At 43.9% G+C, this 21,675-nt stretch carries 15 protein-coding genes; 12 read left to right on the top strand and 3 right to left on the bottom strand.

The genetic code is table 11. From position 1 onward, the window contains the following. A partial coding sequence (locus AB6E85_RS05060; RefSeq protein WP_372141702.1) for a cadherin-like domain-containing protein occupies positions 1-1,312 on the bottom strand: 1,312 nt, incomplete at its 3' end. Between the two features lie 190 nt (positions 1,313-1,502). On the opposite strand from AB6E85_RS05060, the gene AB6E85_RS05055 reads away from it, so the two are divergent. The 11 genes from AB6E85_RS05055 (at position 1,503) to ggt (ending at position 18,031) form a co-directional block, all read left to right on the top strand. Next, positions 1,503-1,853, top strand: coding sequence for a hypothetical protein (locus tag AB6E85_RS05055; RefSeq protein WP_050650488.1), 351 nt, complete (start codon positions 1,503-1,505; stop codon positions 1,851-1,853). 12 nt (positions 1,854-1,865) lie between these two features. Beyond that, positions 1,866-3,215, top strand: coding sequence for an HlyD family type I secretion periplasmic adaptor subunit (locus AB6E85_RS05050; RefSeq protein ID WP_248641622.1), 1,350 nt, complete (start codon positions 1,866-1,868; stop codon positions 3,213-3,215). Positions 3,216-3,218: 3 nt separating this feature from the next. Next, the gene (locus AB6E85_RS05045) at positions 3,219-5,450 is read left to right on the top strand and encodes a response regulator (RefSeq protein ID WP_372141700.1); all 2,232 of its coding nucleotides are present in this window, start codon (positions 3,219-3,221) and stop codon (positions 5,448-5,450) included. Beyond that, a complete protein-coding gene (locus tag AB6E85_RS05040) occupies positions 5,425-6,849 on the top strand; it encodes a TolC family protein (RefSeq protein WP_372141699.1) in 1,425 nt (474 codons plus the stop codon). Before AB6E85_RS05045 ends, AB6E85_RS05040 begins: the two co-directional genes overlap by 26 nt. Further along, positions 6,839-8,425, top strand: a complete 1,587-nt coding sequence (locus AB6E85_RS05035) for an ABC transporter transmembrane domain-containing protein (RefSeq protein WP_248338221.1) — start codon at positions 6,839-6,841, stop codon at positions 8,423-8,425. Before AB6E85_RS05040 ends, AB6E85_RS05035 begins: the two co-directional genes overlap by 11 nt. Further along, complete coding sequence (locus AB6E85_RS05030) at positions 8,422-10,560, top strand: ATP-binding cassette domain-containing protein (RefSeq protein WP_050621560.1); 2,139 nt, start codon at positions 8,422-8,424, stop codon at positions 10,558-10,560. Before AB6E85_RS05035 ends, AB6E85_RS05030 begins: the two co-directional genes overlap by 4 nt. Before the next feature lie 108 nt (positions 10,561-10,668). Then, positions 10,669-11,043 (top strand): hypothetical protein, encoded by a 375-nt coding sequence (locus tag AB6E85_RS05025; protein WP_050621561.1) that lies wholly within the window; start codon positions 10,669-10,671, stop codon positions 11,041-11,043. 213 nt (positions 11,044-11,256) lie between these two features. Continuing rightward, positions 11,257-14,460 (top strand): response regulator, encoded by a 3,204-nt coding sequence (locus AB6E85_RS05020; protein ID WP_372079262.1) that lies wholly within the window; start codon positions 11,257-11,259, stop codon positions 14,458-14,460. Between the two features lie 9 nt (positions 14,461-14,469). Further along, positions 14,470-14,946, top strand: coding sequence for a hypothetical protein (locus tag AB6E85_RS05015; protein WP_017094534.1), 477 nt, complete (start codon positions 14,470-14,472; stop codon positions 14,944-14,946). Between the two features lies 1 nt (position 14,947). Next, positions 14,948-16,039, top strand: a complete 1,092-nt coding sequence (locus AB6E85_RS05010) for a sulfate ABC transporter permease (RefSeq protein WP_372141698.1) — start codon at positions 14,948-14,950, stop codon at positions 16,037-16,039. Between the two features lie 261 nt (positions 16,040-16,300). Further along, entirely contained in the window at positions 16,301-18,031 is a 1,731-nt protein-coding gene (gene ggt, locus AB6E85_RS05005) for a gamma-glutamyltransferase (protein WP_372141697.1), read from the top strand. Positions 18,032-18,178: 147 nt separating this feature from the next. On the opposite strand, the gene AB6E85_RS05000 is transcribed toward ggt, so the two are convergent. Continuing rightward, the gene (locus tag AB6E85_RS05000; RefSeq protein WP_372141696.1) at positions 18,179-19,237 is read right to left on the bottom strand and encodes a hypothetical protein; all 1,059 of its coding nucleotides are present in this window, start codon (positions 19,235-19,237) and stop codon (positions 18,179-18,181) included. A gap of 87 nt (positions 19,238-19,324) precedes the next feature. Further along, complete coding sequence (locus tag AB6E85_RS04995; RefSeq protein ID WP_048611131.1) at positions 19,325-20,656, bottom strand: anaerobic sulfatase maturase; 1,332 nt, start codon at positions 20,654-20,656, stop codon at positions 19,325-19,327. A gap of 137 nt (positions 20,657-20,793) precedes the next feature. On the opposite strand from AB6E85_RS04995, the gene AB6E85_RS04990 reads away from it, so the two are divergent. After that, positions 20,794-21,582, top strand: a complete 789-nt coding sequence (locus AB6E85_RS04990; protein WP_048608517.1) for an SUMF1/EgtB/PvdO family nonheme iron enzyme — start codon at positions 20,794-20,796, stop codon at positions 21,580-21,582. Positions 21,583-21,675: the final 93 nt, after the last annotated feature.

The following is a 21,675-nucleotide window of genomic DNA, read 5'->3' as shown; positions in this document are numbered from 1 at the left end:
ATAGTTGTGCATCAGAAATCGTAATCGAATTGTCTTCATTTACGGTGTAAGACGTTGAACCCGCAACTGGCGGATCGTTCTCAGGAGTCACGCTAACATCAATGTTTGCAGACACGGTATCAGTACCATCTGACACATCGAAGCTAAAGTTCACGTCGCCATTGAAGTTTTCATTTGGCGCAAAGCTGTATGAGCCCTCACCCAAATCAGTCAGTACTCCATCAGTACCTTCATAAGTGATACCTTCAACCGTTAGGTTATCGCCTTCAATGTCAGTAGCGCCAGAAAGAAGGTCAGCGTCGGTGAAGACAAGAGTTCCATCTTCCTCGATTTCAAACGTTTTATCTTCAGGAACAGGCGCGTCATTAATCGGACGTACCGTTAAATCAATTGCGCTATTAATCGTTTCTTGGCCGTCACTGATGTCGAAAGTAAGGTCAAGTTCACCATTAAAGTCAGCTGAAGGAACAACGGTGAAAGTACCATCACCATTGTCTTGAACTGTTGCATCAGCACCAACTTGAACGTTAGAAGCAACAAGCTCGTCCCCATCTACATCACTTGCGTATTCGAGTAATTGTTCTTGAGTGAATGTTATGGAGCCATCTTCATCCATTATGTAAGCCAGATCTTGTTCTGCTTCTGGCGCATCATTTTCACTTTCTACATTGATTTGGAAAGTTTCACTCGTCGTTTCAGAATCAAAATCATCTTCTACTTGATTTGTTGCTTCACCACTTTGGTCCTGAACATCGACTGCAAACGTTTCTTCTGCGGTTTCCGAATCTAGATTATCACCACCTTGTGACCCTTCAGAATCTGTTGAAGAACTTGATGCTGCTGAAGTTTGTACTGCTTGACCTTGGGCTTGATTGCCTTCTGCATCAACTCCCCCTTCAGATCCGGCAGCACCACCGCCACCTACAGCTTGTGCACCTGCACCAGAACCCTCACCACCACTTCCCGATGCACCTTCAGCGCTTCCTCCTTCAGAAGCAACACTATCTACCACATTGGATTGAGCTGCCTGTGAATCACTGCTACTTTCTGGCGTCTCTTCTTGCACAGCCGCACCAGAAGCCGAGCCATCTTCAGCATTACCTGCACCACTCGGATTGTCGTCTAAAGCCTGGTTAACTTCGTCTGCCGCATCCGTATTTTCAGCACCCGTCGCTATTGTCGACGCAATCGTATTTTGTTGATTTTGTTGATTCTGCTGTTGGGAGGGCGTACCCGCGTCGTTCGTGTCCGTTTGTTCTACCGCGTCATTTAGGTCTTCATTTTGGTTGTTTTGGTTATTTTCGCCTGCCATTACAGCCTCCGTTGCTACTAGCTAACTGATCGTATTTATAGAGGCATTAAAGGACATCATTTTGAAAAACCAATTTTTTATACAACATTTTTCATAATTTCTTTTTAAAGAGAAAGAATCAAAAAAAAATTGAAAACTGCGTTTAAAGATCCTTAGTTATTGTGATTAAAGCAATTAAGGCAGTGGAGCGATGATAGACATGACGAATTTGTTGCGCTCGGTCGACAACAACCACAAAGGGCTGCAATTGCTATTAGGCGACTTTTACAATGACTTTTCTGACGCAGCCCTAAATATAGAAGCGCTTCATAACGGTAATCGTTTTGATGAACTCAATAGTTACTCTAAAAAGTTGAAGACCATCTTAACGTTGCTTTGCGACCAAGACCTTCCGCCCAAAATGGCCAAATTGGAACACTTGAGTAGACACGAGTTCCCTGCGCCGGAAGATCTAATAGAGGATGTCAAAACTGAATTGCACAACGTCAATCGACAAATCAACCACTTGTTGGATATTAAGGAAGTAATAGATGGCAAGTAACCGAGGTCAGTCATGAGCAATAACCAAATAGAACATCACCTCAGAAAAGCACTTGTTTCCAATAACGAGGCTTCTAAGGTCACAGCTGATGACACTATTGTGCTTGCTAGTGCCATGACCAGCGTTCACAAAACGTTGCTCATTATATTCTTGCTCGCTTTGATCGCTATCGCTGTGGCGTCACAAGCACGTATCGACATTGTTGTTTCCGTCCGTGGCGAGCTGCTATTGGAATCGGATGTGGAGAAAGTTCAACATTTAGAGGGCGGAATATTGGAAGAATTGTTAGTCAGAAAAGGTGAAGTCGTTTATGAGGGCCAACCTATCGCTCGAATACGCTCACTCGACCGTAACACTCAACTTGATACCGTCAATACTGAAATTATTCAGATAGAGCTCGATAAGATTCGTTATGAAAGCTTACGCGACATGGTAGAACCTAACTTCGACGCCTTCATTGAGAAATACCCTGAGCAAGTTCAGGTCAACATGAATACGTGGAGGCAAGAGTTCTCTAAAAACCGTTCAAATGAAGAACTCATCACTCACGATATTAAGCACAAGAACTCGTTAATTAGTTCAATGTTAAAGCGTCGCAAAAGCTCAGAGAATCAGCTCTCTCTGATACGTAAGCAGCTCAACATCAAAAACACCCTTTATAAAGAAGAGATGGCGTCATATGTCGACGTTCTTAACATGAAAGTACAAGAGTCGAATATGGTGCGTGAGATTGAGAACCTTGACGAGTCTGTGATGAATGAGCGTTTCCAACTCGACAAGCTTGAAAAGCAACACCGTGACTTGGTTGAGAACCGAAACTCTGAGTATCAAGCGCAAATCATTCAAGCAAATAAAGATCTCAAGCTGAAGCGAATCTTACAACCACAGCATTCCGACAAGGTTGATCGCCTAATCGTCTACTCACCAGTCGATGGTGTGGTCGACAAACTGCATTTCAATTTCCGTTCTGCTGTGATTCCGCCAGGAGAAAGTATCGCCGATATTGCACCGATCAATAACTCCCTTCACGGTGAAGCGAAGATCCCACGTAAAGACATGGGATTTGTCGAAATTGGTCAGGCGGTAAAAGTAAAAATGGACACCTATAACTTTGCAAAATACGGATTCGTTGAGGGAACCATCGCCTCAATCAGCCGTTCATCATACGAAGAAGAAGACGCTGAGTTCTATTTAGCAGAGATTGAAATTGACCGAAACTTTCTTGAGCGAGGAGGCACTCAATACAAGCTATCACCTTATATGGAATTTACCGCCGATGTAAAAACAGGCTCGCGTCGCGTGATCGAATACGCTGCGAAACCTGTGATGTCAGCCATCGAGGATGCTTTTGATGAGAGATAATCAATGAGCAGAAAACCTTCGTACAATATTTCCGTACCGGCTCTACGTTTAAGCATACTATTTAGCGTGGTATTGGCTGCGCTCGCTTTCTATTTATACTTTTCTTGGTCAAAAGTAGACTCAGTCGCACAAGTCCAAAGCGCCCCACTGCTCATACAAGCCCAGAAGCTTAATCAGACTATAGAACAAGATATTCAAACTCTGCAGCAGTGCTTAAGTACCGATACTTGCGGTACTAACGAATTCAACCTAGTTAACTTGAAGCGTGAAATTGATGAATTTCGCTCTTTAGCCTCTTTGAACAAAACCGAGTTCAGTTTGGTTGGAGCAACCGAATACACGCAACTGGAATTGGCGATCAATCGTTTCTCTGATAGCAATAAAACACGTAACGACGTATTGGGCTTGTACCTTTCATTAACCAATAACTACCTGAAGATGGATGACAACTATCGCACCATGTTTAACAACCATGCGAATGACTTGATGTCTGAGAAGAACGAGTTCTTTATCTGGTTGTTTATGGTGGTCGTGATATTGGCTGTGATTACGATTCTATCCAACTCAGTTGCTATGTTGAAACTGAAAAAATCCAGCTCCAACGAACGAGAGATCGACTATGAATTCGATGCCCTGTATCAAGAACTGAAGCAGCTAGATTTACAACGTCTTGAAGAGCTTCTTAATGAAGTGAGCATCAACCCCAAACAGCGTCAGATCTACTCTCATCTCAAACTTATCTTCAGTAAATTAGAAGACCAAAAGCGCAATAACGATCTCTACAAACAGTTGTATGCGCTGATCGGCTATGAGATTCGCGGAATTACAAACACCATCAACGGTGGCGTCCAATATCTGGTTCAAGAAACCGATGAAAACGGCGTGTTGATGGCGAACGATATTACCTCTGCATGTAGTACTTTATCTGAGTTAGCAGAAAACTATAATCGCTTGATTTCACAGGGTACTGAAAGCAAATCGAAAGAATTTTCACTACTCAACGTCTTGTCGGAATTGATGATTCATATCAGTGCCAAAATTCAGCGAAATGAAGGCGAACTTGACTGTTTTATCTCAGACAACTTGCCGAATCGTGTTGCAGGCCAATCCACCAGCTTATTCTGGATACTGTTCCTTCAACTTTCTAACGCTATTCAACTCAAATCAAATAAGAAGCTGTTTGTGACGATTGAATCGGGTGCGGCTTCTGACATGGAAAATACCCGTGTCACCATCAACCTCAACTTCTTATCAACGCTGGATGTCTCTGTTGCCAAGCTCAATAAACTCCATTGGAGCGCCCACAAAGACCATACAGCCAGCACAGATGACTTAGCAAAAAGCGTATTAAAAGATTACGGATATTACGAGAGTCACTGGTTCCAATCAGGGGCTCAGGAACGTTTCCAGATTGAACTGGATCTTAAGGCTAAGAACTTCCACACAGAGAAAACTCGCTTTGATGGCAAGCGTTTACTCTTGTGTGCTAATACTCAAGTTCGTATCGATGTGATGAAAAAAATGCTCAGTAACTTGGGGCTAGAGATCACCGAAATTCGCACTGCAAATGAACTTTTCTCTGCCGCGAAAACGTTCGGTGAATACGATGCGATTATGCTGACCGATACCTTTGAACCCAACAAACTGCCGTCGTTGAGTAAGACGGTGAAATCTCAGCTTAAGAACCACCCAAATACCAAGTTACTGTTGTCAGTGACCAACACTCAGCAAGCACAAGAGTGTCATAGCTTCGTCGACAAGATCATCAACGCTCCTGCTATCCCTTACGAGTTCATTCCAAACCTACTCACCATTATGGAAGCGGAAGCATCGGAAGAACAGATGGAAAACAGCTCATTCCTTATCGTAGAGGATGACCGAGTTCAGCAGATCTTACTGAAACGAATCTTGACCAAGCAAGAATATGAACCCGACATGGTTGGCGATGGCGCCGATGCGGTGAAGCACTTCATGAATAAGCGTTCTGACATCATCTTCATGGATTGCATCATGCCGGGTATGGGTGGCATCGAAGCCACAAAACGCATTCGCCAATTCGAACAAGAAAACGAGAAAAACCCTTGTACCATCATAGGTGCAACCGCATTGACCAGCAGTAACGAACATCAGGCTTGTATTGAGGCCGGAATGGATTACGTGATCAGCAAACCTTATAAAAGCGACCAAATCATCAAGGTGATCAACAAGTATGTGGCGGTACAAAAACTTAACTAGCAGCATCATGGCTGCACTTGTATTAAGCACGACACCTTCAGCATCGGCGACTACCCTGCTTGAAGCGGTAGAGCTCGGCCTGCAAAACAGCCTGTCTCTTCGCGCCAGTGATAAAGGTGTTGAAGAAAACGAGTACAACATTGGTATCAGTCGCTCTAAATTTCTGCCTTCACTCAATGGTGCTGCCGATACCACATGGAACGAGAATGAAACCTTGCTATCGAGCGTGCCGGATGAAACCTCTAGCTATAACTCAAATAGTTACAGCCTTTCGTTATCCCAATCCATATTCAATCTTGGTGACATTTTCAAATATGGGACAGCAAAGCTCGACTTCAATATCGAAGAGATTAAACACGAGAACAAAATCCAAAGCACCATTTCGGAAATCGGCTCTCAATACTTTGAGTATTTAAAAAACAACGCCCAAATCAAAGCGACCAAGGTTGAGCTTAAATCATCTGAAACACGTGAACATCAAATGCGACGTAATGTAGAGCTTGGTAACACCGCAGCCAGTGAGCTGTACGAAGTTATCGCTCAGAAAGAAGGTGTGTCGAACCGATTGAGAACCTTGCAGAAAGATAGACGTGTCATTCTCAACGGGCTCTCTATTCAAATTCAATACCCTATTACTCCGTCGCAAGACATATACGAAAGCGTGCCTTTAAAAGAGATCAACGAAACCGAACAACGCACGATCATGGATCAGGCGTTAAAGCTCAATAACGACTTGTTGGTAGCAAGGAAAAACGTAGAAAGAAGCCGCAGAAGCTTAAAAGAGAGCGGTTCGAACTTCTTACCGACCGTATCGCTTTCAGCCAGCTATCGACACGATGACGCCAATAACTACGACAAAACCGACATTACAGCGACAGGTGAAAGTAACTCAACCAGTGTTGGCTTAAACCTCGCCGTGCCTATCTTGTCTGGTGGTTCTGATTACTATGGTTATCAAAAATCATCGACGGCCATCAAACGTACTGAGCTGCTTTACCAAGATTCGCTTTACACCACACGTAACAGCGTGAATACCTCAGTTCTCAACATTAACGATTTCTCGCAGTCTATAAGCAGTTACGAAAACATCATTCGCGCCAACTACGCCTCTTATAAAGGGATCCAAAGAGCCTACCAATTGGGCACGCGTACTATCACCGACTTGCTGGCGGCGGAAAGTAAACTATTCAGCGCTTTGAGAGACTACGAAAGCGCACGATACGACTACATCATCGAGACCATCAAGCTTGAGCAAATTAAAGGCATACTCTCGATTCAATCTATCGAAAGCGTGATGCAATTAATGAGCGATATTGAAGGTCGCGACAATCAAGATTTGGTGCCGAAACATCTTCTCTCAACGGATTCATTGAGGAAAGGAGGTCGTAATGCAAACTGAGCAGTTTTCGCAAAAGATCAACATGGCAGATAAGTGTTATCTGACTTTCTCAACGATAATATCGACCCTGTTTGGTTTGGTATTGCCCTTCTCTATTCTGATCATTTTTGACCGAGTGTTACCCAACCAAGCACAAGATACTCTGTTCTTATTGTTCGCGATTATTTTGATTTCCATCTTCCTCGACTACCACTTAAAAAGTCAGGAAGAGAAGATATCGTCCGTCATCATGAGGCAGTTTGAAACCAACCTAACCAACAAGGTATTCCAATCCATCTGTTTGGCGGAGATCTCTAAATTCCGCCGTTTGGAGCCAGGAGAATACCTAGAACGAATCTCAACGATTCCTGAACTTAAGACCTTCTTTGGTGGAGAATCGGTTCGAGCGCTTATCAACCTTGCTGTTAGCGCGATTACTATACTTATTATCGGTCTCATCAACATATGGGCTGGTATCACCCTTCTAATTGCCTCGGCCGTATTAGCGATTTTCGCTTGGAGTCTTTCCAAACAGAAAATTGGTAGCTTGCAGAATAAGTCAGACATCGAAGGGTTAACTACCTCCAAAATCATTGAGATCATCTCTAGCCCGCTTGATATTAAAGCGCGAAACATGGAGTACCGCGTTGAAAGCTTGATGACACAAATGGTCGAAGAGCGTGAAGTGGAGAACATCAAATATGAGCAAATCGAGTCGAACTTTGGCTTGATTTTGGCGCTCATCCAACAGCTATCCATTGCTTGCGTTGTGGTGGTCTTGGCGACTGCCGTAATCAATATGGAATCGAGTCAAGGCATCATGGCCGCGATCATCATGCTGACCAACCGTTATTTTGCGCCTTACCAGCAAGTAATGCGTACCGCGAGCCGCTGGGAATTAAACAAACTCCATATCCAACGTATCGCTGACCTGCTTGAATTGGCAGCTTCTGTTGAACATCAACACGAGACAACAGAGGTTGAACGTATTTCGGTTAAGTATTCTGAAAAGCAGCGCATCGAGTTCGAACTAGGCCAAGCCTATTTGCTGACAGGGAAAAGTGGTTCAGGCAAGACCCACCTCGCTAACTGTATTACGCGTCAGAACAGTGATAGCAAACTCGATATCATGATTAACGACACGCCTTTGGATGACGTCAATTACAACGTTTGGCGCAATAGCGTGCTGATGGTTGATAAAACCAGTTCTTTCGTAGAAGGGACGATTATCGATAACCTAACCTGTTTCCGCCCAAGCTTGAATAACACGGCGTTTGCACTGTGTGAAACCATGAACATCAAGGCACAAATCGATGGGCTTCCTGCAGGGTTTTATACAGAACTCAAAGGCCATATGCGTAACCCATTCTCTCGCCAAGTTGGCTACGCCTTATTATTGGTTCGCGCTCTACTCGCCAGTAAGCGTGTATTGATATTTGATGATATCGATTGTGTATTTGATGAGGAATTTGCGAGAGTGGTTCTCACCAGTACGGCTTATCGTGCCAACGACAAAATCTTGATCATCGCCAGTAATAAAATGGACAAACTTAACCACCGCCTCAAACGTGTAAAACTTACCGGAGGTGAGCAATGAGTATCCTAGTAGACTTCAATAATGTGCCGCAACGTGTCTTGGATTTTGAATCTAGTGGATACGACGAACGTTACAGTCAATCGCCACTTATTCGTGGTTTGGCCTACACCCTGATAGCACTCGAATGGGAAGGCACTCCCGCTATACTCAGCGATGCTTTTATTCCAAAACCCAAAGATGGCGACAGCTTCACAGCAACCATAGAGCGCCTTGGGTATCGCTGTGATGTGACTAAGCTAAAGACACTCGAGAATATCGATAAGCACCCTCACCCATGCTTTATTGAAATAGAGAATCTAAGTGCGATCTTCTTAGGCACCAAAGATGGAAAGTTGCTGCTGTTTGATTACACGAACAACAACACTATTGAATACCCAATGTGCAAAAAGCCCTGTTTGCTGATTGCGATTAGCGAATATTCTCGTCTGTTCCGCGAACCACCTCCGGAATCGCAAGACAGAAGTAATTGGATTAAATACGCTTTCTATCGTTATAACAATGAACTTAAAAGCCTGATCATTCTCAGCTTCGTCATCAGTATTCTCGGTGCATTGCAGCCATTCTTTATTATGAGTGTATATAATTTCGCACTCACTTCGAGTTCTGAGGCGACACTGTATTGGTTAACTCTGTTTGCCATCATTGTTGGCTTCTCGGAGTATTTCTTTAAAAAGATGCGGGTAAATATCATTGCCACGTCCGGTAAAGATCTCGCCGTGCACATCTCGCAAGCCGTTATATCTAAGCTGCTGTGGCTACCTTATGCGATGACATCCACTGCTGGGGTCTCTTCTCAGTTAGCTCGCTTGAAAGATATCGACACCTTCCGACGCTTAGTGACTGCAGAATCAACGCTTAGCTATTTTGATATGCCGTTTGTTATTGTATTTATCATCGCCATAGCTCTGATGTCTGGTACAGCGGCATTGGTGGTGATGGGTGGTTTAATACTGATGTTAGTGTTCTGTATTTACTCGCGCTATATCTACTCGCAAGCCACATCCAAAAGTTCGCGCGCCAATGCGATGGTCTCGTATCAATGGAACGAAATCCTTCGTGGTATCAAGACCATTCAAGGCTTACCTTTACTTCGTGTCGTTCAATCTCGATTCAGTGCTTCACATATGCAAAGCACCAGCGATGCAGAGAACGTTGCCGTAACTAACAGTAAGATTCAGGCCGCTGGCGGCAGTTTGATTCAAGTGATTGGTACAGCAAGTATCGTGACCGCGGTAATCGGCGTGATGGAAGGCACTTCTGATGCGGGTGCCATGCTCGCGACCGTAATTTTGGTTTGGAAAGCGTTAGGCCCAATCATGGGTATCTATAACTCAATTTCCAAGTTCCAGTCGATCAAGGCTTCATCAGCACAGATAAACAACCTGATGTCGATGAATGACGACAAATTGACCTTAGAAAAAAGCCCACCTATTCGCCAGTTCCAAGGCAGCATTGTGGGCAGCGGTGTCAGTCACCGATATGCAGGAGCGGCGACCGGCTTAACCAACCTAGGTTTTAAAGTGCCACCCAGTGCCAAAGTGGTCATTTGTGGCCCTACGGGCTGCGGCAAAACCACCTTAATCTCAATCATTGCTGGGTTAGAAGACCGCTATCAAGGCGCTGTATCTGTCGATGGTTACAACATTAAACAGTTCAATAGCTACCGTTATCGCACGTCGATTAACTACATCCCTTTCAATTTACATATTTTTGAAGGCTCACTTGAGACCAACTTCATTCTACACAACGGGCTGATTCCAACAGACAAGATGCAAGAGATGATCAGCTTCTTTGAATTAGATGAATGGCTTCCTGAAGGCTTGGCTACTCAGTTAAGCGTGGATAAATGCAAAAGTCTCCCGAATGGAATTCAACAAAAATTGCGTTTGGCACTTGGCCTAGGTAACTGTGAGCAATCTCTGATTATCATTGATGAACCGTTCAACGGTGCAGAGCAAGAAAACGCTCAATACTTTAATCGCCTGTTCTCCGATAAATTGTTGAATAAAACCGTGATTTTTTCGACTAATGACCCTGGTTTGATCGCAACATCAAACATGAGTTTAGTGTTAGAGCCGGATGGGAATTTGAAATATTTTGGCTTAACAGACAAATACTTAAACAGCTTGAGCTAAAACCTCAACGCTTAGTCACAATTCGCTATTTAGGGAAATGGATGTAATTGACAAAATCATAAGTGAGAGAGATGATTCGCCCCAATACCACAGGTAACAAGGAAGAAAATGTACACATTCGTTGCAGACAAGCTTGATGTAGCTTACTTATCCGCAATTCCTGAGAATCATATATTTCAGGGCTGTGACGTGCCTGAAGAAGAAATCGAACTTCGAGAGATCATTGAGATTTGGTACGAGTGTTCATTCCTGCCTGCTTTTAACCTACAGAAAATTGAAATCGCAAATAAACCAGAGCTCACAATCATACAAACACACGTTTTTAACAACGATACGAGCACACTCGCCTTCCTACTCAAAAACAGAGTGTATCGCGCTGCACTAAACAGAATGCTCGGTATTTGGACATTAGAACCCTCTGCAAAAACGGTTTTAGAGCAACTTCTTTTCGAATTAAGCCTCGATAACAATCGTCCTCATTAATACGCTTTTTAAGTTATTCATCAATAAGCATAAAATTAAACAAACTGACAAACGCTATAAATTACTAATAAAAGAACGCATTTCAAAATAAGCTCTGGAATCACAAGAACTTATACCCCTCCCACACTTACGTAAAATTTACCGTTTCAAAGTTTCCATATCGGAATTTTTATTCTACTGTTTTTATATAAAAACAGTTGGATGGATCCTTATATGGCGATTACGGTCTGGAATAACCTTTCAGTCAAACATAAACTCTTTGGCTTAGTTCTACTTCCCATTTCACTACTGCTGTTCCTTGCTGGCAGACAAGCTTATATTTTAACGACTCAATTAACCGATTTTGAGCGGACCAATCAGTTATCTGTGTACCTTCAAGATATCTCGGTCTTATATCGAAGTACCCTCGCTTCTAGCCCTGAAGAGTTCGCAACACAAAGCAGCCAAGTAAAGGCAGAATTGAAAACACTCTCGCCTATCATTTTTTTAGGCGCTTCTGATGAAATGAATCAACTGGTTTCAGATTTCAGTGAAGCGACCCTATCAACGATGGAAGCGACTGACACATACGATAAATTGGACGCCCTCGAATGGCAGAGTGATTTATACAAACAACTGTTACTTGAAGTCGAAAAAGTCCCTTTCGAAAACACCAAGCGTGAAATTCAACAACACCTCACCGCATTACAACAACTTGAATGGTTGATGTTCTGGTCAAACGAAGAATTCAAGCTAGGTACTTCATTAATTGAGATATTCCAAAGCAGCCAAGAATACGACCCAGAACTCGCTGAGCAAATCAAAACCTTAAGCGAAAGACAACAGTTGTTCCTAGAGCGCTTTGTGTCGTTGAATGCCAACGAACACCAAGTTTCACTAATGGTTGAAGTGTTTCGAAATGATGTTTTTGCACAAAGCCAAGAGATCAGAAACGCACTACTCGATCTAAACGCTATCAGCCAACTGACGCCTCAAGAAGTATCTGTTGGGTTGGAAGCGATGAGCGCTCGACTCAGTTTATTGCAAAGCCTAGGCAATGTGATCAAGCAAGAATTCCAACAAGAGGTTGAGCAAGCCATCTACGACGCGCAAGTACAACGAACCTTGTTTATTTCCATTGTTGCTGTGCTCGCAATGATCGTTATGGGATTAACCCTAAGCTTGGCAAGACAAGTCACCAACAACCTAAATTTGGTGTTAGCTTTCTTAAAAAGCGAAAATGATGACACGCGCCCTTGTCTAGATAAATTGATCCAAGGTAAAGATGAACTCAGTCTGTTTGCTCAACAAGTTGAACGATTGACCATCGAACGAGAACTCGCGAAAGATAGACTGACGGTAGCAAAAGAAGACGCCGAGCGAGCTAAAGAAGACGCTGAAGAAGCAAAAGATCACGCGATACAAGCCAGTAAGGCCAAAAGTAGCTTCTTGGCAAACATGTCACACGAGATTCGTACTCCATTGAATGGGGTTATTGGTATTTCTGAGATCTTGTCTGATACACCGCTGACACCAACACAACGCGATTATGTCGATACCATTGAGACCTCTTCTCAATTGCTATTAAGCCTGATTAACGACATTTTGGACTTCTCTAAGATCGAATCTGGCATGCTGTTGATCAGCCCTCATTCAGCATCAATTCGAGAATCGATTTACGACATAGCATCTATTGTTGCACCTAAAGCCAAAGAGCAAAAAATATCGGTTAACGTCGATATCAGCCCTGATACACCGGCACGCGTGATGATAGACGATCACCGTTTAAGACAGATCTTGATGAACTTTATGTCGAATGCGGTTAAGTTCACGGCTGAAGGTGGCGTAACACTATCGATCAAAACACTCGAACAATCGGACGATAATGTCACCATTCGATTTGCCGTTCGCGACACAGGTATTGGTATCGATTCAAAGCAACAAAAACAAATATTTGAACCCTTCGCTCAAGAGGATGATTCAACAACCAGACAATTCGGTGGTACCGGTCTTGGCCTTGCTATTAGTACTCAGTTGGTTGAGTTAATGGGTGGCCAGATACAACTTGATTCAGTTAAAGGTGAAGGTAGTTGTTTCTACTTCGACCTAACATTGGCCGTTGATTTGATGTTACCGAAACCAAGCACTGCCTCAGCAAATATCTATATTCTAGGTAACGAGAACATGCTTTCTGAACGTATAGAAAGCGACCTTAATCTCTATGGGTTGAAAGTTACTCAGCAAACCAACAGCGCGGATACCATTAACGAGCAAATTTCTGCGAAAAAACACGACAAACCAACCACCGTTATTTTTGCTGAGGACGATTCATTCCAAGCGAGTGACTATTCAGACAACCTAGACAAACTCCACAAGAATGGCGCAACGATTTGTTTGATTCGTTCATTCCTAAGTGACCCTGCAGATATTGGGCACTGTATTACCGCTCAAGTATCACAGCCCCTACTCGGCTTGCGCTTAATAAAAGCCATTGAACTTTGTGACTCACAAGGTCTAGCTGAGCTGTCCGAAGCCAATCAACAAGGTCAGGCAATTCAGCACAAGATTCTTATCGTCGAGGACAACAAGATCAACCAGAAAATCGCGGGGCTTCACGTTGGAAAAAGCGGTTTCGAATTCGAGTTCGCTAATAACGGACAAGAAGCGGTCGACATGTTTACCGCTAACCCGCATTACGCCGCAATTCTTATGGACTGCATGATGCCAGTGATGGATGGCTTTGAAGCAACTGCTAATATTCGCCGCGTTGAAAAAGAGGCCAATTCCGCTCGTCGTATTCCTATCATCGCTCTTACAGCCAGTGTGATTGATGATGATATTCAAAAATGTTTCGACGTAGGCATGGACGATTACGTGCCTAAGCCATTCAAATTCGAGATGTTGAAAGAGAAGGTTCTCGCAGCAGTAGAGGCCATGCCACTGCCGACGGCGCAAAGCGCACCTGCAACACCTTCAAACTCAACGGTCACACCGATTCATAGCGTACAAACAGCCAAACAAACATTGCCAGAGCAACCTGAGTTGAACACGGTACCAAGCAAATCTGAGAAGATTCTCTTGGTTGAAGATAATCGCGTGAACCAGAAAGTCGCTTCAGTGATGCTTAAAAAAGCCGGCTACGCCTTTGAAATTGCAGACAACGGACAAATTGCCGTTGATATGTACCAGAACGACAGTAGCTTCGACATTATTTTGATGGATTGCATGATGCCTGTTATGGACGGTTTCACCGCAACTAAGGAGATTCGAGAACACGAGAAAAACCAAGGCTTAAGCAAAACTCCTATTATCGCGTTAACCGCCAGTGTTATCGATGATGATATTCAAAAGTGCTTTGATTCCGGAATGGATGGGTACGTAGCGAAGCCCGTAAGAAAAGAAAAACTGTTCCACCAAATAGAAAGTGCGACTTGTTAGGAGAAACCAATGGATTGGATCAAAACAATTAAAACACTCTCGTGCAGAGCGCTGCTACCCGCAGTGATAGGGTTGTTAGGAAGCTTACTCCTTCTCAGCCCCGCCCATGCCGCAGAAGATTACGCCATATTCTCTTTAGACTCTGGGTTTGAAGAGATATCGATAAACAAAGCGAGAAAGCTATACCGAGGAAAAACCAAGCGCCTAAATGGCAAACGTGTAGAACTATCAGACTGGCCTGAGAACAGCGCCGAAAGAGAACAATTTTATCAGCTTTTACTTGGAAAAAATGCCGCTCAAATGAATGCACATTGGGCTGGGTTATCTTTTTCAGGAAAAGCTCGTTATCCAAGAGAAATCAAAACGGCATCAACCGACAGCTTAGTGGACTGGCTTGATGACAAACCAAACCGTATTGGTTACTCCCCACTCTCTTCGGTTCCTCAAAATGCCAACGTTCTCTACGTTATAAGTTCGGAGAAATAATATGAAAAGAATAATTACGTCAGTGTTATGTGCCTCAATGGCCTCTCCGGCTTTTGCGAATATCGAACTTACCGATAATTTATCCTTGAGTGGCTTTGGCTCAACGTCTTGGGCAACATCGGATAACGATAATCCATTAATCATCAACCGCGGTTTTACTGATGAGAGCTGTTACGACTGTGATACCACATTTGGTGTTCAACTCGATTACTTCTACAACTCATTCAAAGCTTCCGTACAAGTTGTCAAGCCACCCCAATATGATTGGAGTGAGCCCCAGCTAGAGTGGGCTTACTTGGGCTATGAATTTAATGACTTTGATGTCAGCGTTGGTCGATTACGACTGCCACTATTCCTTGCCTCTGAGTACTACTATGTGGGCCAAGCCTATATGACAGCAAGGCCACCGACAGAGGTGTATAACAGCGTTCTCGGAATCACAGCTTTCAACGGCATAAAAGTGAGCTGGACTCATGATGTCAGTGATGAAGCAACGCTATTGCTCTCACCTTTCTTCGGTGTAAAAGACAAAAACGAGGTCGACTTTAATTCAAGTACTGAGCTGGAATTTGAAACCAACCGAATGTTCGGTGCCAATCTTCAATTGAGCGGTGAAAACTATCGTTGGAATTTGTCATTCCTCGACTCCAATTTTGATCAAACCGTTTCTGGCACGATTACAATCCCTGGAACTTCGATAACAGCTCCATTCAGCAGCAAACAAGACAACCAACACATTCAACTTTGGTCGTTAGGTGCTGAGTATGAATTAGGTCAAGCGGTGCTCGCAAGTGAAGGACAGATCAGTGACTTCTCGTCCTCGATGTACGCGAGTTTGGGCTATAGACTAGATTTATTCACTCCATACGTCGTTTATGGAGCAGAGTTTGATTCTCACGAACACCTAACAGGAAACAGCTACCTGATTGGTGTGGATTACGATGTGTTACCAAACGTCTCTATCAATGGTGAAGTGCAATACTTCGAAGCTCGCAAGTCAAACGGTGCGTTTGTCGAAGATTTTAACGCGCTCACTGGCTTTGATGACAAAGATGCCATCCTTTACACCATCATGCTGAGTTTCGTTTTCTAATCATGCGTAAAAATCATCGTCAATAGAAACAAAAGCCCAAGCTAATCAAACAGTCTGGGCTTTTTTATGTCTTTGAATTGTCATGCTTAACAAGCCATAACATTGGTCTTAACTATCCTTCAATACAGAAACATTTAGGTGATTTGGCGATTAATGTCAGAGCCGTCAATATTGTGTAAGAAGGCTGCAAACTCACGAACTTCACTACCTTAATTTGGTCAACCTAAGAGCGAATAAACAGATACCTTAAACGGAGAACGCATGCGAATAGCTACTTTATCTTTAAGTTTGGTTTCAGCAGTCGGTTTCGCGGCTGAGCCAAATCCTTTTCCAATTACGCCAGACGAAACTGGCGAAGAGTTTATGGTAAGTGCAACGAATCCATACGTAAGCAGCACTGGGTATTCGATACTCAAAAAAGGCGGTAATGCAGTCGATGCAATGGTGGCGATGCAGATGACAATGTCGGTGGTTGAACCGGATATGACAGGGATCGGCGGTGGTACTTTTGCGCTATTTTACCAAAAAGACAAAGATCAATTCCTCGCACTTGATGGACGAGATGAAGCCCCTTCAACTGCTACTCCAGACATGTTCATGGAAAATGGAGAAGCGCTAAGTCGAAACGAGATTTTAGGGGCTCGTTCTGTAGCGGTTCCCGGCACACTTCGTTTGCTCTATAGCACTCATCAACAATACGGAAAACTGCCATGGTCTGAGCTTGTTCAACCCGCAATTGAACTGGCAAGCAAGGGCTATGCGATGAACAGCTACACCTACGACATCGTGGTTCGTGAACAAGAACGATTGATTGAAGATCCAGAAATCGAAGCCCTGTATTGGAATGGCGACCAAATCAAACCGACCGGCACATTGATGAAGAACCCAAAGCTTGCCGGCACTCTGAGCAACATTGCTCAACAAGGCGATAAGTACCTTTATGGTGGCGAGTTTGGTAAGCACATCGTTGAATCACTTAACAGCCGAATCGATGCCGACCACGCTAAGCTCTCTATTGAAGATTTTGAACAGTACCAAGTGAAACAACGTGAAGTTATCGAAAGCGACTATCGTGGCAACAAGATTGTCTCGTTTGGTTATCCAGCCTCTGGTGGCGTAATGGTTGCTCAAAGCCTTGAAATGTTGGAACCCTATGACTTAGCCGACATGTCTAAAACCGATGTTGAACCTTGGCGCTTGATGACCGAAGCCATGAGAATCGCCAAGGCCGATCGCATCGCTTATGCAGGTGACCCAGATTACATTGAAGCGCCCGTAGCAGCCCTACTCGACAAGTCCTACATCGATGAGCGACGTAAGCTCATTCCAGAGAGTGGTATTGCGAAAACAAAGCCGAAAGCAGGCAAGCTATCCGATACTGATTACGCTCAGTACCAAGGTTTTGATAGCCAAGATACCGGGCACATATCCATTATCGACAAAGACGGTAATGCCATAGCTATGACCAGCACTGTCGGCACAGGTATGGGTTCTGGAGTAATGGTCGATGGTGTAATTCTTAACGCACAAATGGCAAACTTCTCCACCAAACCCACCATAAACGGTAAACCGACTCAAAACGCCATCGAAGCGGGTAAGCGACCTCGCTCAGCAATCACACCGTTAATGGTTATGGATAAAAAAGACGACCTGCGTTTAGTTGTCGGCTCTCCTGGTAGCTCGCAAATTCCGGGTTACGTGTTGAAAGCCGTGGTAGGTGTTCTCGATTGGGATCTGTCTGCGCAAGAAGCCATTGACCTTCCAAACATTCAATATGGCACCAAGATTGATCGCACCAAGCCTTATGACCCAACAGGTTTACTCGTCGAGAAGAAAACCTACGCCGAAATGTTAGTACCAGAGTTCATGCAACTCGGTTATCTAGTGCATGTCATTCCAGTCGTCAGTGGCTTGAATGCCATTGAAGTCAAAGATGGCAAGATCTATGGCGCGACCGACAGACGCCGTGCATCAAGCTCTATGGGTGAATAATAAAACGAAATGGGCAAGTAACAGGCTTGCCCTTATTTTGTCTTTAGTTGCTTGAACCTTGTCTAAGCAGTTCATGGACACGAAAAAGCCAGTCGAACGTGTCGACTGGCTTTTCATTATCGGCTTCGCTATTTACTCATTTGGATATTATGAGCTTGGCGCTACTCGTTTCTCTTTCAACTGCTCAATAACATAATCAGGAGCCACTTTACCTAGCTCACCCAAGCAATCATCGGTCTTTTCATTACCGTAGCGTACGTAGATATCGCAGACCGCGTATAACTGCTCTGGAGAACCAGAGATCAAATATGCTTTCTCGAACGATTTAGTCGACTTGTCGATATCCAACTCTTCTTGTAATACCCCATTTAGGTACCAGTAGTAGCTGTTATCTTTCGCTAGCTTCGCGGCCACTTCAATCTCTTTGGCTGCCGCAGTTTTGTCTTCAAGGCGAACCAAAGTCAACGATTTCGAATAATGCAGAGCGGCGTTGTTTGGCACGCTCTCCAAACCACGATCTAATACTTCGACTGCTTGCTTATCTTTGTTCTGAGCTCGAAAATTATCTGCGTAGCTCAACCAAACTTGCGCTTCTTTTGGATGCGTATTGATCAGCTCTAGATAAACCGTTTCCGCCTTATCCCAATCGTTGTGCCAACGAAGCACATCAGCAAACAGTAATTGGTACTTTTCAGCTTCTTGCGTTTCCAAGAAGCTAATCAACTCTGTGACTGGTGGTTCAATTTGTGCTTTCTGTTCATCATCTAATGCATTGAAGTCACGGACTAGGTTTGACGTTGCCGTATGGCGAACCATGGTATCGCTGTCTTTTAGCAGAGGTGAAACTAATGCCCAACGATGTTCAAGTTGGTAAGGTTCAGAACCGATAACCGCCGCTTCACGCACTTCAGGGTTTTGATCTTTTAAGCCTCTTGCCACCGCCACCAGCGCATTTTGGCTTGGGTATGAAGCAAGCTCTTGCAGTGCTCCAGTTCTATTTTCAACAGATTGATTCTGATCTTGTGCCATGTAAGACAACTGTTGAATGCGGATTTGAGTGTCCGTCATTTCAAGCACTTGATTGATATTTTGTGCTGGCGCGTCAACCGTTTGTTGAACGCTATTCGTAGCCATCGCAGACGTTGAAATCAATGCGGACGTTGAAACCAATAAAGCAACAGCCGTCGCTAAACTCTTCTTCATCATAGTATTACCTTAAACTGGAGAACTTAGCCTGTCCTTAGACTCGTATCTGATTAAATTTATCTTGGACCTGTTGATCCAAAGAACAAGTTAAAACTTGGTCTCAAACGTGGCTTGTTGCGCCTGTTTTGCTCGATGCGCCATCAATACTGAGTCGCTGAATTTGCCGTGAGCTACTGGATGCCCCATTGCACGAGCGATGTAAGCCATCGACTTATCGACATGAGAAAAGAACTTATGCCAACCTGCACATAAGTAGTTCAAGCCCGGTTCGCCTGCACGAGTTTTGATAAAGCGGTTCTTAGGACACTCACCATGACAAGCGAACTTGTAATCACACTGCTGACATTGACTCGTCAGTGTGCGTGATTTAGCAAAACCAAACTTTTGCTGTGGTGCGCTGTACGCTAAGTCATCAAGCTTCTCGTGATGAATATTGCCAATCTTGTATTCAGGGTAAACATAGTGGTCGCATGAAAACACGTCGCCATTTGGCTCCATTGCCAAACCCTTTCCGCATATCTCGTTCAAGGTACACAATGGGTTCGGACGCCCAATCCATGTTTCTACGCTCGCTTCAAAATACTGAACAAACACCTTACCGATGTCGTTCTTAGCCCACTCATCAAATACAGAAATAAGGAAATTACCCCAAGCCAAGTCCGACACACACCACGATTCCATGATCGAGTCTTTATGGCCGGGGATCAGGCGTTTATCGCCTTGTTTGAGCTGCTCACTCACTTGAGATGTTTGTGGTGCAACCGTTCTAAACGTTTTCTGTTCAACGATAGGAATAAACTGCATTTGCGGTGACTTCACCACATCACGTAGGAAGCGATAGACCTCAAGTGCATTTTGACTGGTAAGGTTATTCACACAGGTAAGCGTTGCGAACTTCACTTGGTGTTTGTGCAGCAGCTCCACCGCCGCCATCACTTGTTTGAATGTGCCACGGCCAGCTCTGTTAACACGATAGGCATTGTGCAGCATTTCAGGACCATCAATGCTCAAACCGATCAGAAAGTTATTCTTCGCAAGAAACTCAGCCCAATCATCATTCAGCAAAGTACCATTGGTTTGTAAATCGTTTGAAATCAATACACCTTCAGGTTGGTACTTTTTCTGTAGCTCAACCACGCGTTCAAAATACGCCAAACCTAGCATGGTCGGTTCACCGCCCTGCCATGAGAAGATGATTTCTGGCGTGTTTTGACCTTCGATGTATTGTCGGATGTAGGTTTCTAATGTCTCATCATCCATTCTTGGAGAACTGCCTTTCTTGTACTCCAACAAATCTTGCTTACTTAGGTAGTAACAATATTTACAGTCAATGTTGCATGCTGCGCCAATCGGCTTAGCCATGACATGCAAGCGCTTAGACGCTTTACCGTTATATTGTGGACCTTGAGTAATATGCATGATTTACCTACCTATTTTAGTATTCTGGACCCATCATAATTCCTATTCGATCAGGTGACATGTTATACCCTTTATAACCAATAGGAATGACCTTAAACGTTAGAATTAGACCCTATTTCGAACATCTGAGGCACGTGATGAAATTTCTTAATTACAAACAGTTAGCAACAATTAGCAGCGTCACCATGACTATTCTTCTGAGTGGCTGTGCAAGCGTGCCTACACACCCCATCGCCCAACAAATTGACCAAGAGATGGTGTTGGTTGAAGGCGGCACATTCACCATGGGGTCGAACGATCCAGAAGCGACCAAAGCAGAGCGTCCTGCACGTAATGTAACTGTAGATAGTTTCTATATTGCGAAGTTTGAGGTGACTCAAGAATTGTTCGAATCGGTGATGGGTTCATCTCTCAGTTATTTCCAAAACCCACAAGTTCCGGTCAATAACCTTAGCTGGCAGCAAGCAAACTATTTTGTTGAGCAGTTGAATGAATTAACGGGTGAAGAATACCGTCTGCCTACTGAAGCTGAATGGGAATTTGCAGCCAAAGGTGGCAATAAAAGTAAAGGCTATACTTACAGTGGTTCCAATAACTTAGATGATGTTGCGTGGTACTCAGCAAATTCTAAAAATAGCGCACATCCAGTCGGGCTAAAGAAACCAAATGAGCTAGGCTTATATGACATGACAGGAAACGTGGGCGAGTTTGTTATCGATGCCTTCGATGACACCTTCTATCGATTCGGTCCAACAGACAACCCAAACAACGCAAAACACAGCGACGTTGGTTTATCACACAAATCGGTTCGCGGTGGCAGCTTTGCTTATGACGAAAATGAATCTGAAAGTTACCGTCGTGACTTCGCAAGTCAATCGATCACCATGTCAGATATGGGTTTGCGTTTAGTTAAGGATACGAACTAACCAAAGCTGTGAACTAGTTAAAGATGCCGACGGTTATGATTCACTAATCGTCACCAACAATACTAAAAATACGATTCGCACTGTACACACGTT

Origin of the sequence: Vibrio sp. 10N.247.311.51 (genome assembly GCF_041467855.1) — a bacterium.
In the GTDB taxonomy this organism is placed as follows: Bacteria; Pseudomonadota; Gammaproteobacteria; order Enterobacterales; family Vibrionaceae; genus Vibrio; species Vibrio coralliirubri.
This window is presented reverse-complemented; position numbering and strand designations above follow the sequence as displayed.

Coding starts and splice junctions, on each gene's coding strand:
- AB6E85_RS05050 (WP_248641622.1), top strand. CDS start 1,866: ATGAGCAATAACCAAATAGAACATCACCTCAGAAAAGCACTTGTTTCC.
- AB6E85_RS04990 (WP_048608517.1), top strand. CDS start 20,794: ATGAAATTTCTTAATTACAAACAGTTAGCAACAATTAGCAGCGTCACC.
- AB6E85_RS05030 (WP_050621560.1), top strand. CDS start 8,422: ATGAGTATCCTAGTAGACTTCAATAATGTGCCGCAACGTGTCTTGGAT.
- AB6E85_RS05010 (WP_372141698.1), top strand. CDS start 14,948: ATGAAAAGAATAATTACGTCAGTGTTATGTGCCTCAATGGCCTCTCCG.
- AB6E85_RS05040 (WP_372141699.1), top strand. CDS start 5,425: ATGTGGCGGTACAAAAACTTAACTAGCAGCATCATGGCTGCACTTGTA.
- AB6E85_RS05055 (WP_050650488.1), top strand. CDS start 1,503: ATGATAGACATGACGAATTTGTTGCGCTCGGTCGACAACAACCACAAA.
- ggt (WP_372141697.1), top strand. CDS start 16,301: ATGCGAATAGCTACTTTATCTTTAAGTTTGGTTTCAGCAGTCGGTTTC.
- AB6E85_RS05025 (WP_050621561.1), top strand. CDS start 10,669: ATGTACACATTCGTTGCAGACAAGCTTGATGTAGCTTACTTATCCGCA.
- AB6E85_RS04995 (WP_048611131.1), bottom strand. CDS start 20,656: ATGCATATTACTCAAGGTCCACAATATAACGGTAAAGCGTCTAAGCGC.
- AB6E85_RS05000 (WP_372141696.1), bottom strand. CDS start 19,237: ATGATGAAGAAGAGTTTAGCGACGGCTGTTGCTTTATTGGTTTCAACG.
- AB6E85_RS05045 (WP_372141700.1), top strand. CDS start 3,219: ATGAGCAGAAAACCTTCGTACAATATTTCCGTACCGGCTCTACGTTTA.
- AB6E85_RS05015 (WP_017094534.1), top strand. CDS start 14,470: ATGGATTGGATCAAAACAATTAAAACACTCTCGTGCAGAGCGCTGCTA.
- AB6E85_RS05035 (WP_248338221.1), top strand. CDS start 6,839: ATGCAAACTGAGCAGTTTTCGCAAAAGATCAACATGGCAGATAAGTGT.
- AB6E85_RS05020 (WP_372079262.1), top strand. CDS start 11,257: ATGGCGATTACGGTCTGGAATAACCTTTCAGTCAAACATAAACTCTTT.